Origin of the sequence: Prochlorococcus sp. MIT 1300 (assembly GCF_034092375.1) — a bacterium.
GTDB lineage: Bacteria > Cyanobacteriota > Cyanobacteriia > PCC-6307 > Cyanobiaceae > MIT-1300.
The window spans coordinates 657,220-671,948 of sequence record NZ_CP139302.1 but is presented as its reverse complement, the minus strand read 5'-3'; the positions used below and the strand labels follow the sequence as shown (position 1 = coordinate 671,948).

Below are 14,729 nucleotides of genomic sequence, written 5' to 3'. Positions count from 1 at the left end.
GCATTTATTAGAATGTTATCTTCATGGCTCAGCCAGGAACTTTTGGGCATCCAAAAAAATTCCAGGTTTTTTTGAACTCAGATACCTTATTTGATAGAAAAGCTGAACTACTTAAGAATCCCTTTCTGATTAAACTTCTTATTCAAGCAGGGTCCCTCTTAATCTTTAGAGAATCATACCTATCTTCTAAAGATAAACTCTCCTTTTTTTTCTGAAGCAATTTGCTTTATACCTAAATTGACTAGAGATAAAGCGATTATCCAAGATACAACTCCGCAGATAATGTATTTACCCATAAAAGGAAGTGAAAAAGTCGAATTCCATATTGCATGGCAAGCAACAATTATTCCAAATGGCATATAGAATTCCTTCTTTTGTAATAGTCCAAGGTAAAAGTCTCCAGCCTTTTTTACACGCCATAGGGCTGCACCAGCTACCCCACTCCACACAATATGAGCAAAAGGAGAGAGTAACCCTCTCATTTGAATATTTTCAACCAAGGAATCAAAGGATCTACTGTAAAGTCCCACATTTAACGCATAGCCAGCAGATTCAAATGCAGCAAAACCACAACCAACTGATGCCCCTAGTAATAATCCATTCAATATATAAGGGTACTTTCTTTTGCCCTTCATTAAAAGGAGCAAAGCTCCAAGCTTTGCTGGCTCTTCAACCAAGCCAGCTACAGATGCTCCCATAGAATCCTCTAAGAAATCTGTATTTTCAAAGACCAATAGGGCTATTAGTAGTGAAAGTAAACCGCCAAACAAAACCAACCTAAGTACTTGCCATAAATGTATATTTCTACGTATATTTAGTTCAAAGAACAGAAATAATGTTGATATTGGTACAGCAAAAGAACCTGTGATAATGACTCCAGGTATTAAATTCGAATTTTCAAATTGCTCATAAGCAAATACAAATCCATAAAAGAGTATAATAGATCCTATTATTAATCTAAAAAATAACCAAGGTTGAGGATACTCTAGATCAACTTCATTTATGGAGGGTGTTGTACTTGAAGTTCCAACAATTAAACTTTTTTCAACTTCTTCTTCTGTATGAGGCTTATTAATTCCACCAAAAAACCTGGAGAAATTAAATTGACCCAAGCCATCAGCATCACCGACTCTTGATAGGCGCGAAATGGCTTCAGATACAGGGCCTAATTCCTTTTCATTCTTAACTGACATGATCCAATTATTATTATCAAACCTATATGCTAGCATTTTCTTTAAGTTGAAATCAATCGCTGGCAATAAGAAAAAGATCACTAAATAAAAATTCCTTTAATAAATCAATCTAAAGTTTGGATGCTTAATGTTCTCTGTTAGCAAAAACTCTGTAATTTCTCCCTAGCCTCCGAGCAGCCAAGTTCTAATGCCTTATTCCAATCAGAACATCCATGATGTGATTTATACAGATAATATTTTGCGTTTCCTCTATATAAATACGCCAACCCTAGATTGGGTTTTAAGCTTATTGCCAATGTGAAATCTTTTATTGCCTCTAAGTGATTATTTAGCTTAGTTCTAATAAGTCCTCTCTGAATTATTGCCAAGGCAAAAGTAGGGTCAAGTCTTATGGCTTTAGTTAGGTCTTGAATTGCACTAAGATATGTCGTCGATTCATTCCCTATGTTTATCTTTGTAAGTGCTCTTTGAAAATATAGATCTGCTTTATTTGGGTTTATTTCTATAGCAGATGTGAAGTCATCAATAGCCCCTTTGAAGTCACCTCTTTGCCTTCTAATAATTCCCCTATTATTTTTGGCCAGAACATGTCGTGGGTTTTTTGCGATTGCCCTTGAGAAAGACTCTAATGCACCTTCAAAATCTTTTTCTCCAGCCCTTATATTTCCAATGTAGAAATCTTTTATTGCCCCATTCAAATCACCTCTATTCATTAGCTTTTTGATCGATGATTTTGAATGAGTTCGACCCTATTTCATATCTGCTATGAATTTCTAATTGAGCTAGTTTCCTCCATTACAGTATCTCAAAGCATCTGAACGGTTTCCTACTTGTGACGACATATCTGCTACACAATCAGAATGTTGAACAGCATTCTTTGCCACCTTCAAAAGGCTTGAAGCGATAATTATTAATGATAGAGTTGTTAATGCTCTTAAACCAATTCCTGTGAAGCTATAAGCTAGCCAGGCAATCTTCTTTCTCTTATTGCAGTTTTTAGTTTTCTTGCTTTTAACTTTGCTCATCTTAAAGGTAACATTGCTAATTTTACCTCAAGGCGGCGGAATGTCAAGCCACTTGGATACGGCTTGCCGTTAATTATTGTTTTAAGTACTTCTTTAACTGACCTCTAGTGAGAACAAAGTTATCATGGTTGATCCATGATACCCAGCTATTTTTATGAGAAATAATTCATTTAATTATTTTATCAGGCTACTTCTTTCAGGGACCCTATTTAGTGTGTTCAACATAGTTACTCCCGCACAGGCAAATGACCTAGTTAAATTCAAGCTGAAAAATGGCGACATTATTTCAGGAAAGCTGATCAAATCAAAAAGTACTAAACAAGTTAGGGTATTAGATCATTCCCTCCTTGGAATAGTTAAAGTCAATACTAAATCAATATTAAAAAAAAGAATTAACAAAAAATGGAAAACAAATATTGATTTAGGAATAGATTCCAATTCGACAGGCCCAAACAATTCACTAGGATATGCTCTGGATATATCATCAACTTATAAAGGAAAAACCCAGAAACTCTTTATTTCTAGTTCTCTTATGGGGGAGAAAATTCAAGAACAAAAAAATGATATAAACTCACAGGTCGCAAAGGCTGGATTGAAGCTTAGGTATGATCGTATTTTTGCAAAAGGGCTTAGTTTGTATACTCTTAGTGATTATAGATATAATCAGCTTAATACTGTTGGAGTTAATGACATATCAACTTCTCTAGGCATTGGATATAATCTAATAGAATCAGATAATCTTTCTCTTGATTTATCAATAGGACCTAGTGTTCATTTAATTGATGGAGGCTCTCAATGTTCTAGCTATAGCTCTTGTGGTACCTTTTTAACTTCCTCTAGTTATGCAGCGGATGCTTCCTGGAATATAAACAAACATTTGAGCTTTCTAGTTTCTGATGAGCTAATTATTGGGCATATTCCATACTCTTCTACTAGTAATAACTTTTCCACTAAATTCCGTTACTTTCCTTCTTTAGATTCTTCTTTCTATACTTCTATTAGCTTTAACTCCTCATTTCAATCAATAAAAGATCCTAAACATGATAATAACTTAAAACTCCAGATGGGGTTGGGATTTTAGATGATATAGATTTCTATCAGAAGCTATGTTGCTTATTAAAAAAACTACTTTAGTCTATTAATCGTATAATACCTTCAGTTACATATTGGGCCATACTTACTATATTTTTCTCAACCATCCTTTTCCTTTCTTCCCATTTCTTCGAAAGATAATCGACCACTTTATTTTCTTTAGTGTAACTTATCATTGCATTTGCTAGAAAATAGGGAAGACTTATCTCTTGCTCCTCCTCTTTCTTTTCCCATTCTTCTTTTTCTAGGTTGGCAATATACCTAATGTCCCTAGAGCCAGCATATTTATATAGTTCCATTATTCCAATATTGCAAAACAATTTCCCTAATTCCTCAATTGCTGAGTGGCTACCTTTCCCTTCACGATAATCAATTAAAAGCTGCTCAGCTTCCAAATGCTTTTCTTCGCCTTCTACTATTGCATTGAGAAGCCCAAAAAGTTCACTGAACTCTATTTCGTTTGCCATCTTCTAATGACCTTTATGAGTTGACCATTATTCTAACTAGAAGATGTATTAAGCCATGAACAGATCGGTTTGCAATCAGAATTCTTGTTAATTCTTTAACTTTAAAGCATTTTCTGCCAAGGATATTAAGCAGGCTCTTTTACTATTTGCTCGATACCTTCAGCCACATAAAAAGCCAAGTCCTCAAGATTTGATTCAATTTCTTCAATACTATTTCCCCAACTATTGCAAAGTTTTTTTGGCAAATCATGCTCTTTTGCATGCTTATTCATTGCCTCTTTCATGCAACTTATCAGGTCAATTTTCGTTCGTAGTATTAAGTAGTCCCAGACTTCTTTTGGGAATTCGCTTATAATTTTAACCTCATCTATTCCCGTGTATTCATAAAGTTTCATTACTCCAATATGGCAGAATATCTGACCAAGTTCATCGTAAGCATTGATGCTATTCGTTGCATGTTCATATTCAGCAAGGATCCAATCAAGTTTTTTTAACTGATCATTGTCACCATTTTTTGCCCCTTCTAAAACTCTGTAGAAATCGCTAAACTGGACAGAAGAACTCACTTTACACTCGATATTTTGTAATGCAACTTTACTTGTATAATACTAAAAGCACGAATTTGTAGAAAATTTTAATCAATCCCGCTTCTTCTTCTGATCAAACGCACTAATCTCCAGGAGACGTTTGAAGTAGTTATCTTTCCCTCCTATTCGATCTAGTTATGCCAGATAAGGACTTAGTCGATTTCCCTAAGCAAGTTGCTCTTGTACATGATTGGTTTAGTACCAGATCCCATGGAGGAGCTGAGTTGGTTACCAGGGAAATTGACTCCTTGCTTTTGCATTTAGGTTGCTCAACGCAGTTGGCATCATTAGTAGATGGCCAAAGCACTCAACTTGACAGCTGGTTGTATGGGAGATCAGTTCTTACTACTCCAATTCAAAACCTACCTTGGGGAAGGAGTCATGTTCAGCAATACCTCCCTTTGCTTCCTCTTGCTATTGAGCAGCTTGATCTTGTTGATTATCCCTTGGTAATTAGTAGTAGCCATTTGGTTGCAAAGGGTGTAATAACTTCACCTGAAAACCTTCATGTCAGTTATGTGCATACTCCTATGCGCTATGCATGGGACTTAATGCATGCTTATTTGCGTCGATCTCATTTGGCAAGGTTGGGTGCAGGACCTTTGATTAGATGGCAATTGCACAATTTGCGGCAATGGGATCAATTGAGTGGCTTGCGTGTAGATCATTTGATTGCTAACTCACGTTTTACGGCTCGACGAATTGCAGCTTTTTGGGGAAGAGCTGCAAAAGTCATACACCCTCCGGTCGAGGTTCAGCGTTTTTGTTGGAATGAACCTAGAGAGGACTTTTATTTATGTGTTTCTCGTCTTGTCTCTTATAAGAGAGTTGATTTGGTGGTAGAGGCTTTTAATAGACTTAAGCTCCCTCTTGTGGTTGTGGGTCAAGGGCCTGAGGAGGGGTATTTGAAAAAACTTGCTGGACCGACTGTTCGTTTAGTTGGTTTTCAGCCTGAGCAGGAGGTGGAGACTCTTATGGCGCATTGTCGAGCTTATGTTTATGCGGGTCTGGAGGATTTTGGGATAGCTCCCGTTGAGGCTATGGCTTCTGGAGCCCCTGTTATTGGCTTAGGGAGAGGTGGATTATTGGATACGGTGAGGTGTGCTTCTGCTGATGGAGCTCTGCCTACAGGAGTGCTTTTCCCTGATCAAACTGTTGGTTCAATTATTCAAGCTTTGTCTTGGTTTGAGGAGAGTCGACTTTGGAAGAAGTTTTCATCGGAATCAACTCGACTATGGGCTGAGCAATTTCGCCCAGAGCAATTTGCCTCAAGGTTGGAAACTGAGCTGAGGCGCGTTTGGGGACTGCATAGAAAGGACTGTGACGTTGGGGCGAGTGACCCAGCGAAGTTTTTAGGCTTCCAAGTTTGATATTTAGTGGGATATGCCTAAGGGTGATCAATCTCTGCCTCTGAGGCGTATTGGTTTTGAATAAAGAAAAAATGATTTTTAGAAGAGTCGCTTCACAAAGACAACTTGATGAGCTTTCATCTTCTCCATCTCCATATCCTGCCAATACACTTATAAATCAGCAAAGTAAAATTGGAAGATCATTGAAGAGAGTTGGTGATGTTATATTTTCTGTATTAGTGTTGACATTAGGCTCCCCAATATTTGTGCTTTTAGCTGTCTTAATAAAGATTAGTTCCCCTGGCCCAATATTCTATATTCAACGGAGAGTAGGAAGAGATTATAAGAGATTTGGCTGCATAAAATTTCGCACTATGCATGTTGATGCCGACGATGTCTTGTCTAGTGTCCTAGAAAGTTCACCCTCTATGAAAGCAGAGTTTGAAAGAGATTTTAAATTACGAAAGGATCCAAGAATAACTACTCTTGGTAATTTCTTGCGCCGCTCAAGCCTTGACGAACTTCCGCAGTTTATAAATGTTGTAAAGGGTGAAATGAGTATTGTTGGTCCTAGGCCAATTGTAGATAAAGAGCTTCAGCGCTTTGGAGAATTTATGGATGAGATTGCTTCAGTAAGGCCAGGCCTCACAGGGCTGTGGCAAGTAAGTGGAAGGAATAACTTGAGCTATGCAAGGAGGGTAAAGCTTGATTTGGCTTACGCAAGACGGCGAACATTCTTTTTAGATCTTGCAATAATTATGAGGACTTTTGGTGTGCTTCTTTTCCCAATGGATCGAGGTGCTTATTAACTTATAGAAGATAAGTTAAATATTTAATAATCAGAATAGTTGCTAGCCAAAACAACTCAAGATTTAGTATCAGGTTTAATAACTTCTCAATGCTTCTAATACTTGGCTTGGGTTCGTGTGAAGCGATTTTAGGCTTAAGTTTTTCTTTCCCCTGGTAGACATTTAAGCCTCCCATTGTTATTCCACAGCAATAAGCAAAAATAGATTCTGATAAGCCTGAGTTTGGGGATGGGTCCTTTCTGCCATCTATAAAGGCGTTGTTAATTATTCCTGGAATCTTATGTAATGGCTTGCTTATAAATGGAAGTGTAAATACAACAATTCTGCAAGGTATCCAAGTTAATACATCATCTAGCCTTGCTCCAAATGTTCCAAGCCATTTCAATTTGCCAACTCTATACCCAAGCATAGAATCAAGAGTGCTAGAGGCTTTGAATGCCCAAGCCAAGGCAAGTGGACCTGGTAGTTGATTAGATAATTCCCAGAGAAAACTGCCGAAAAACATCCAAAACAAAGGAGCATATATTCCATCTACCGAGTTTTCACTGGCTGTTTCTGCTGTTGCTCTTAATATTTCATCTTCACTTAGTTGACTTACATCGCGGCCAACAATAAAACTTAGCTTTTCTCTTGCTATTTCAAGGGATTCTGGACAAGTGCTTGACAATTTAGATAGTGGATTAAGAACATTCACTACACTATCTCTTAGACTTCTTGTCGCTAAGGAACTGGCCAAACCAAGTAATAGGAAAAGGTATCCATAAAAACTAATTAGAGTCGTTTTTTGCATAATTAATCTTTCTATAAGCCATCCGGATGCCCCGCTTGCTAGTACAACAGCAATGGCAATTATTCCTCCACCTACCCTCAATGCAAATTTGTTTTTACCAGCTATATTTTCAACTTTCCTTTGAAGGATTGTGATGAATTTACCCATTAACTGAACCGGATGAGGAAGCCAATAAGGATCCCCAATTAGCAGGTCTATGCTTGCTGCAGTAATTATTAGCGCAATGGATGAAGTCAGCTTGTTTTTAGCCAGCTAAACATTGCACGAAGACTCTTCCCAACTTCTTCAATTGGAAGTGCAGCATCTTTTTGACGAGCTTTGTTCATAAATGGTTTGCCTGCATCGCATTCATCAACAAAGTTCTTTGCGAAGGTCCCATCTTGAATATCAGCAAGTATTTTTTTCATTTCTGCTTTCGTTTCACTTGTAATCAGCCTAGGTCCACTTACATAGTCGCCATACTCTGCAGTATTGGAGATGGAGTCCCTCATCGCTGTAAGTCCACCTTTAACCATTAGGTCGACAATTAATTTCACTTCGTGGAGGCACTCAAAGTAAGCAAGCTCGGGTTGGTAACCAGCTTCAACTAGTGTTTCAAACCCAGCTTTTACTAGTTCTGACAAGCCACCACATAAAACCGCCTGCTCACCAAATAGGTCTGTTTCAGTTTCTTCTTTGAAGTTTGTTTCCAGAATGCCTGCTCTTGTACCCCCAATCCCTTTTGCATAGGCCATAGCTAGCTCACGTGCCTGACCAGAGGCGTTCTGCTCTATTGCAAACAAAGCTGGTACTCCTTGACCGTTTTGATATTCCCAGCGAACAGTATGTCCTGGCCCTTTTGGTGCGATCATGACTACATCGACAAAATCAGGCGGTTGAATTAAACCAAAACGAATATTGAATCCATGGGCGAAGCTAAGCACTTTCCCTTTAGTTAGATGTGGTGCTATTTCTTTTTTATAAACATTCTTTTGGAATTCATCTGGCAAAAGCACCATGATCCAGTCGGCCTTTTGGGAGGCGTCAGACACACTGAGGACTTCGAGGCCGTCAGAACGAGCTTTGTCAGCGGATCTACTGCCTTCATAAAGGCCTACGAGGACATTTATGCCACTGTCTTTGAGGTTTAAGGCATGGGCATGACCTTGTGACCCATAGCCGATGATTGCGACTGTTTTTCCTGCCAATAGATCGAGGTTGGCATCGGAGTCATAGAAAAGCTTGGCCATGCGGAGGCGGTTTTTATCAGTAATTTGATGAGCTTAAGCAAGCAGGGCGCTCAGCTCATTGCAACGAACACAAGAATTGAACGGATTTAAGTGTCTATGTTCGAATTAATTGAAACTCTTTTTTAAAAAGATCAAGTTTTTGACTAGTTGAGAATGTTGCCTTTTTGAGCCAATGAGCAATTTTTTGTTCAGGCTTCATTGGGATGGGCAATAACCCTATCGATTAATCCGTATTCCTTAGCTTCATCTGCACTTAGAAAGTAGTCTCGATCTGTATCCTTATCAATTTTTTCATAGGTTTGGCCTGTCATTTCAGCCATTGACCGGTTCAACATTTCTTTGATCCTCAAGATTTCCTTTGCTTCAATTTCTATATCGCTAGCTTGTCGTTGTGAAGTTCCACCTAGTGGTTGGTGGATCATGATTCTGCTATGTGGCAATGCAAGCCGCTTACCTTTGGTGCCAGCAGTAAGAAGAAATGCACCCATTGAAGCGGCAAGTCCCACGCAAATTGTTACCACATCACTTTTGACGTATTGCATGGTGTCATAAATGGCTAAGCCGGCTGTTACAGATCCACCTGGAGAGTTGATGTAAAGATAAATAGGCTTGCTGCTGTCTTCTGAGTCGAGATAGAGCATCTGTGCAACCAGACTATTTGCAACCCCATCGTTAACTTCTTGCCCAAGGAAAAGAATTCGTTCTGCGCCAAGTCTTGTGTATATATCTACCCATCTCTCTATTTGGCTGCCTGGCAGGCGATAGGGAACACTTGGTGTACCAATTGGCATGATGAAAAAGGAGAAGAATGGTTAATTAAGAAAGTGTTTTTAGATAATTTAGGTTTGATAATCAACTAGGAGTAATTGAGCTTGGTAAGTCTTTCCTTGATTTGAGGACCCTATCGATTAGCCCATAGCTGACAGCCTCTTCAGGACTCAAATAGCTCATTCGGTCAGAATCCTTAGACAATTGCTCAACACTACGGCCAGTGTTTTTTGAAAGAATTTCGAGCATGGCCTGTTTGTTATGAATCACTTCCTGGGCCCGAATTTGAATGTCTGTTGCTTGCCCTCTGGCTCCACTCCTAGGCTGATGAAGCACTATTGAAGAGTGCGGAAGAGCTGCTCTCTGACCTTTCGTTCCTGCTGAAAGAATTACAGCTGCTGTTCCCATTGCCTGACCAATGCAAATGGTGTGTACAGGGGGTTTTACATAGCTCAGAGTGTCACAGATAGCGAAGGCCTCAGTCTCAAACCCGACTGCATCGCCGGTATACCAACTAGTCCCAGTCGAGTTTATATAGAAATAAATAGGCTTTTCTGCATTGTCGAATTCTAGATACAGGAGTTGAGCGATTATTAATTCGGTGACATCCATTCCCAGTTGTCGTTTGGCATCATCATCTGAGAACAGAGGAAGCCCTAAGTAAACGATCCTCTCTTTAAGCAGAAGCGAGGGTAAATCAGGTGGGGGTGTGCGCATTACGGCTGAATCCCCGTAATAAGGAGCGGAAACCGTCATATAAAAGGAAAAACTTTTAAGAATTTGAGCCTAGCGAGTGCTTGGAGGTGGCTGCTGGTTTTAGTTGTTTGATATTTGTGGAGTTTGACCTTTTTCAGCTTTACCAAAGATCATTCGGCCAGTAGGTGTTTGGAGGGCCCCAGTGACGATTATTTGAAGTCGCTGGCCAATGGCACTTCTTGCACCATCTACGACCACCATGGTGCCATCATCCAAATATCCAATCCCTTGGCTGTCTTCCTTGCCTTCACGAACGATCTTTAGATTGATTTGTTGACCTGGGTGCACTTCAGGCCTCAATGCAATTACCAACTCACTTAGGTTCATTACTTTTAGGTCTTTTACTTTTGCAACTTGTGCCAAATTGTAATCAGCGGTTATAAGTATTCCACCAGTATCAGATGTTAGTTTGAGGAGCCTTTCATCCGTTCCAGCTCCTTCATATTTTGTGCTATTTATAACTAATCTCCTCCCATACGTCTCTCTTAGGCTAGTAAGTAGCTTAAGGCCTCGGCGGCCTTTTGCTCTTTTTTCATTATTATTGGAATCTGCTAATTGTTGCATTTCATCTATAACCGTTTGAGCTATGATAACCTTTCCCTCTATTAAATCACATTCAAGTAAACCCTTAATTCGCCCATCAATTATTACACTTGTATCGAGTATCTTTGCGCTTGCAGGAGTAAGTATTCCTTCTGAGATTAAAATAGCTTCTGTACTATTTGGGTTGAACAAGCGTAATAAAGTCCTCCCATGAATATCGGCAAGATTGTATCCAAGAACTCCAAAGAGCAAATTACTTGTAATAGCAGCTAGAGGTTTTACGAAAACCATCTCAGGAGGTAGTGGTAGAAGGAGGATTGGGGCTAAAAGAAGGTTGGCGACAAGTAATCCAAGGATGAGTCCAATTGCCCTACTAACCAATAGGTCAGTAGGAACATTTCGTATTTTTGCCAGCAACCTTTGGCGGAGAATTTGAAAGAAAAAACCGCCTAATACCCCAAAAAAGCCCCCAAAACCTGCCAATACTTTCCTTAACCCACTTATATTTGACACTTGTTCGAGCATTCTTGTTGGCAGTAAATCCACCCCAAGCCAACCAGCAGCCACTCCTGAGATAAGAAATAGAATCAATATCAGAGGATTCACCATGGCTTCAAAATAGAGATTCCTCTTGTCATGTCTAGGCAGAATGTTTCATTCTCAAGATTTTGCCCAGGCAGATGCCCGCACCTTGGCGGATTGAAAGATGAGAACTGGCGAATTCATGTTCCCTCCGCGAAGTGCTTATTTGCATATTCCCTTTTGCCATCGCCGTTGTTTTTACTGTGATTTTGCAGTTGTTCCTTTGGGGGACCTTGCTCGAGGCGGTGAAGGGCCTGGTAGTCAATCAATTAAGACTTACTTAGAACACTTGCATAAGGAAATTGAGTTGTCACCAATTGGCCCTCCTTTAGCAACTGTATATATCGGAGGTGGGACCCCATCTTTATTGACTCCGGTTCAAATTAGTGGCTTATTGGTTCATCTTAAGAAACATTTTGGTTTGCAAGGTGGGGCAGAGATCACCCTAGAGATGGATCCAGCTACTTTTGACTTAAATGATTTAGAGTCGTTTCTAGATGTAGGGGTCAATAGAGTCAGCCTTGGAGGCCAGAGTTTTGATGATAATGTTTTAAAGCGAATTGGAAGAAAGCATCAAAGACAAGATTTGATTCAAGCTGCAGAATGGTTGCACAAAGCTCATCAGAAAGGCGAACTTTCTTCTTGGAGCTTGGATCTAATACAAAATCTTCCCGGACAAGATTTGCAAGATTGGAAGTTACAATTAAACGAAGCAATTGCAACTAATGCTCCTCATCTTTCCATTTATGACCTATCTATTGAACCAGGAACAGTTTTCTCTTGGCTGCAAAGAAGGGGTGAGTTGGAATTGCCTAATGAGAACTTGTCTAGGCAGAATATTGAATTAACTAGCCTTTTGCTTGGCAAAGCAGGTTTTAATCGTTATGAGATTTCTAATTTTGCACTACCAGGTCATAGGTCTCGTCACAACAGAGTTTATTGGGCAGGAAGTGGATGGTGGGGGTTTGGGCAAGGCGCTACTAGTTCACCTTGGGGTTATAGATTTTCTAGACCTAGAACAAGAGATGGATATAACAACTGGATTAACGACCAACAAAAATATGGTCCTGAACTGTCCTTGCTTGCAGAGAATGCAAAACCTATTCCACTTGATGATCAATTAATAGTTGGCTTACGTCGAAGTGAAGGTATTAATTTAGAACTTTTGGCACAAAACTATGGGTGGAATAGTAAGCAGTCCTCTACCTATTTGCCATTGCTTGAAAAACGGTGGCAGAAGGCAATCGAAAGGGGTTGGTTGAGAAGGAGTGGAAAAAGATATCAATTAACTGAGCCAGAAGGTATGACATTTAGTAATCAGGTATTGGTAGAGATTGTTATTTGGTGGGATTCTTTGCCTGCTTCTGTTGTTCATTTACCCATTTTTGCAGAGCATTAATACATAGTTCTCTTCCTGAAATTAATGAAGGACTAAAAGGAGGCTGTTTTTCGCTTAGTCCTAATAGATCAGCAGTTACTCTTACTTGACCATCGCAGTCTGTTCCTGCACCAATTCCTATTAAAGGGACTTTTAATTCAGACCTAAGACGGCTAGCAAGCTCTCCAGGTACATGTTCAAGGACTATTGCAAAGCAACCTGATTGTTCAAGCTCTAAAGCTTGTCTAAAGATCTTGTCTTGGCTTAATTGATCTTCAGCTTGCCGGCGATATCCGAGTTGATGCACTGCTTGAGGGGTTAGCCCTAAATGCCCCATTACAGGAATTCCAGTACGGACAAGTCTTTGAATAACTTTGAGGACTTCTGATTCAGCCCCTTCGAGTTTTACTGCTGATGCGCAGGAGTTTTTTAGAAGACTGCCTGCTGCCGCAACAGCTTCATCTTCCCCACAGTGATAACTCAGAAAAGGGAGATCGCAAACAACCAAGGGTTGGTTACTCAATGGCCGAGCAAATCCTCTGCCAACGGCTTGAGCATGGTGCAACATCTGCTCCAATGTGACAGGCAAGGTCGTTGCATGTCCAAGCACAACCATTGCTAACGAATCACCTACTAGAACAACATCAGCCCCAGCCGCTTCAACCATGGAGGATGTGATGCTGTCCCATGCAGTTAAAACAGTTATTGATCGTCCGGTTTGTTTAAACCGAATCAATTCCGCTGGGAGCATCTTTTTTTTAAGGCCCTAGGTTTTCCATTGCTAGAATTTAGTTGACTCGGACCCATGCGGCTCTGACGCCTAAATCTGGTCAGGACCGGAAGGTAGCAGCCACAAGGGATGCTCTAAGCAGGCGTGGAATCCGGGTCACCAAATAATTAATTAAGACTCTAATTCTCAGCGTTCTTTCGAAGTTGTCTTCTGCGAAGGAATTCAGGGATGCTTGCTCCAGCTTCTTTAGTTTCAGATTTTCCATATATTGATTGAGCAGAGATTTTGTTAGATCGTTGATAGGGCTGTTTGCTCTCGAAGCCAGTAGCAATAACAGTTACATGAATTTCGCCCTCAAGTTTTTCGTCTATGACTGCTCCAACAATGATGTTTGCATCTTGGTCTACAACATCGTAAATAACTTCTGAAGCTGCAGTCATATCTTCAAGGGTCATATCTTTGCCTCCGCTGACATTGATCACACATCCTTTGGCTCCATCTATGCGTGCCGCTTCAAGCAGGGGACTATTAATAGCTGATTGAGCCGCTTCTATTGCTCTAGATCTTCCTGAACCTATTCCTATCCCTAGTAATGCTGTTCCCGCTTCTGTCATGACTGAACGAACGTCTGCAAAGTCGACGTTCACTAGCCCAGGGCAGGTAATGATGTCGCTTATGCCCTTGACTCCCATACGGAGGACATCATCAGCACTACGAAATGCCTCTTGAAGTGGTGCACTAGAAGTCACATCTTTCAGACGGTCATTTGGAATCACTATCAAGGTGTCAACATTTTCAGCTAGTCGAGCTATGCCTTCATCAGCTTGGCGCATGCGACGTCGACCTTCGAACCCAAATGGTTTAGTAACGATTCCAATGGTTAGTGCCCCACTTTCTTTTGCTACTTCTGCTACCACAGGAGCTGCACCTGTTCCAGTTCCACCTCCCATTCCTGCAGCAATAAAAACCAAGTCGGCGCCTTGAAGTGCTTGTTGTAGTTCTGCTCTTGACTCTTCAGCGGCCTTTTCCCCAATAGTTGGGTTGCCGCCTGCTCCTAATCCTCTGGTTAGGGTCTGACCAAGTTGAACTTTGTTTTTGGAGGCAGATTGGATAAGGGCTTGGGCGTCAGTATTAAGGACTCGATAGGCCACCCCCTCTAGATCGCTGAGGATCATTCTGTTGACGGCATTGCTTCCACCACCACCAACACCAATCACCTCTATTCGGGCCTGCTGGCTTGGATGGATCCCCTCGGCTTTGATTAGTCCTGACTTGCTTGCGTCAGCTTTTATCAAGCCGGATCTGTTTCCACCACCAAATCGGGCTAGACCGCTCTCCATTTTCAGGTTTTGGAATTGAGGTTTGGTGCATTATGTCCCTGTTAGAGGATTCTGTAGATAATTTCATAAGCTTCCTTGTATTTAGAGTCAC

At 40.5% G+C, this 14,729-nt stretch carries 16 protein-coding genes and 1 other RNA gene; 5 read left to right on the top strand and 12 right to left on the bottom strand.

The genetic code is table 11. The annotated features are described in order from the left end of the window. Positions 1–179 precede the first annotated feature (179 nt). The 3 genes from SOI83_RS03575 to SOI83_RS03565 all read right to left on the bottom strand — a co-directional run bounded on the left by SOI83_RS03575 (position 180) and on the right by SOI83_RS03565 (position 2,218). Positions 180–1,193, bottom strand: coding sequence for a PrsW family intramembrane metalloprotease (locus SOI83_RS03575; RefSeq protein ID WP_320677267.1), 1,014 nt, complete (start codon positions 1,191–1,193; stop codon positions 180–182). 137 nt (positions 1,194–1,330) lie between these two features. Further along, a complete protein-coding gene (locus SOI83_RS03570; protein ID WP_320677266.1) occupies positions 1,331–1,906 on the bottom strand; it encodes a tetratricopeptide repeat protein in 576 nt (191 codons plus the stop codon). Between the two features lie 69 nt (positions 1,907–1,975). Beyond that, positions 1,976–2,218 carry a hypothetical protein gene (locus tag SOI83_RS03565; RefSeq protein WP_320677264.1) on the bottom strand — a complete coding sequence of 81 codons (243 nt, stop codon included), beginning with the start codon at positions 2,216–2,218 and terminating at the stop codon, positions 1,976–1,978. Between the two features lie 154 nt (positions 2,219–2,372). Between SOI83_RS03565 and SOI83_RS03560 the strand changes: the two genes are divergently transcribed. Further along, positions 2,373–3,299, top strand: coding sequence for a DUF481 domain-containing protein (locus tag SOI83_RS03560; RefSeq protein WP_320677263.1), 927 nt, complete (start codon positions 2,373–2,375; stop codon positions 3,297–3,299). A gap of 49 nt (positions 3,300–3,348) precedes the next feature. Here the strand turns inward: SOI83_RS03560 and SOI83_RS03555 are convergent, their stop codons facing one another. Both SOI83_RS03555 and SOI83_RS03550 read right to left on the bottom strand, forming a co-directional pair. After that, positions 3,349–3,777, bottom strand: coding sequence for a hypothetical protein (locus SOI83_RS03555; protein WP_320677262.1), 429 nt, complete (start codon positions 3,775–3,777; stop codon positions 3,349–3,351). Positions 3,778–3,902: 125 nt separating this feature from the next. Next, positions 3,903–4,343, bottom strand: a complete 441-nt coding sequence (locus SOI83_RS03550; protein ID WP_320677261.1) for a hypothetical protein — start codon at positions 4,341–4,343, stop codon at positions 3,903–3,905. A 158-nt stretch (positions 4,344–4,501) separates the two neighbouring features. Between SOI83_RS03550 and SOI83_RS03545 the strand changes: the two genes are divergently transcribed. Then, entirely contained in the window at positions 4,502–5,734 is a 1,233-nt protein-coding gene (locus tag SOI83_RS03545) for a glycosyltransferase (RefSeq protein ID WP_320677259.1), read from the top strand. Between the two features lie 71 nt (positions 5,735–5,805). Further along, positions 5,806–6,522, top strand: a complete 717-nt coding sequence (locus tag SOI83_RS03540; RefSeq protein WP_320677624.1) for a sugar transferase — start codon at positions 5,806–5,808, stop codon at positions 6,520–6,522. Position 6,523: 1 nt separating this feature from the next. Here the strand turns inward: SOI83_RS03540 and cbiB are convergent, their stop codons facing one another. The 5 genes from cbiB to SOI83_RS03515 all read right to left on the bottom strand — a co-directional run bounded on the left by cbiB (position 6,524) and on the right by SOI83_RS03515 (position 11,217). Further along, positions 6,524–7,525: an adenosylcobinamide-phosphate synthase CbiB gene (gene cbiB / locus SOI83_RS03535; protein WP_320677622.1), complete on the bottom strand. Its 1,002-nt coding sequence runs from the start codon at positions 7,523–7,525 to the stop codon at positions 6,524–6,526. A 20-nt stretch (positions 7,526–7,545) separates the two neighbouring features. Continuing rightward, complete coding sequence (gene ilvC, locus SOI83_RS03530; RefSeq protein WP_320677258.1) at positions 7,546–8,541, bottom strand: ketol-acid reductoisomerase; 996 nt, start codon at positions 8,539–8,541, stop codon at positions 7,546–7,548. 188 nt (positions 8,542–8,729) lie between these two features. Beyond that, positions 8,730–9,332 (bottom strand): ATP-dependent Clp protease proteolytic subunit, encoded by a 603-nt coding sequence (locus SOI83_RS03525; protein ID WP_320677257.1) that lies wholly within the window; start codon positions 9,330–9,332, stop codon positions 8,730–8,732. 61 nt (positions 9,333–9,393) lie between these two features. Further along, positions 9,394–10,065: an ATP-dependent Clp protease proteolytic subunit gene (locus tag SOI83_RS03520; RefSeq protein ID WP_320677256.1), complete on the bottom strand. Its 672-nt coding sequence runs from the start codon at positions 10,063–10,065 to the stop codon at positions 9,394–9,396. A 60-nt stretch (positions 10,066–10,125) separates the two neighbouring features. Continuing rightward, positions 10,126–11,217, bottom strand: coding sequence for a PIN/TRAM domain-containing protein (locus tag SOI83_RS03515; protein ID WP_320677255.1), 1,092 nt, complete (start codon positions 11,215–11,217; stop codon positions 10,126–10,128). A 97-nt stretch (positions 11,218–11,314) separates the two neighbouring features. On the opposite strand from SOI83_RS03515, the gene hemW reads away from it, so the two are divergent. Next, on the top strand, positions 11,315–12,589 hold the full coding sequence (gene hemW / locus SOI83_RS03510; RefSeq protein WP_320677254.1) for a radical SAM family heme chaperone HemW: 1,275 nt from the start codon (positions 11,315–11,317) through the stop codon (positions 12,587–12,589). Here the strand turns inward: hemW and panB are convergent. Further along, positions 12,528–13,319 carry a 3-methyl-2-oxobutanoate hydroxymethyltransferase gene (panB, locus tag SOI83_RS03505; protein WP_320677253.1) on the bottom strand — a complete coding sequence of 264 codons (792 nt, stop codon included), beginning with the start codon at positions 13,317–13,319 and terminating at the stop codon, positions 12,528–12,530. The genes hemW and panB overlap by 62 nt on opposite strands. Before the next feature lie 43 nt (positions 13,320–13,362). Here panB and ffs point away from each other — a divergent pair. Beyond that, an RNA gene (gene ffs / locus SOI83_RS03500) (signal recognition particle sRNA small type) lies at positions 13,363–13,459 on the top strand. An 18-nt stretch (positions 13,460–13,477) separates the two neighbouring features. On the opposite strand, the gene ftsZ is transcribed toward ffs, so the two are convergent. After that, complete coding sequence (gene ftsZ / locus SOI83_RS03495; protein ID WP_320677251.1) at positions 13,478–14,638, bottom strand: cell division protein FtsZ; 1,161 nt, start codon at positions 14,636–14,638, stop codon at positions 13,478–13,480. Positions 14,639–14,729: the final 91 nt, after the last annotated feature.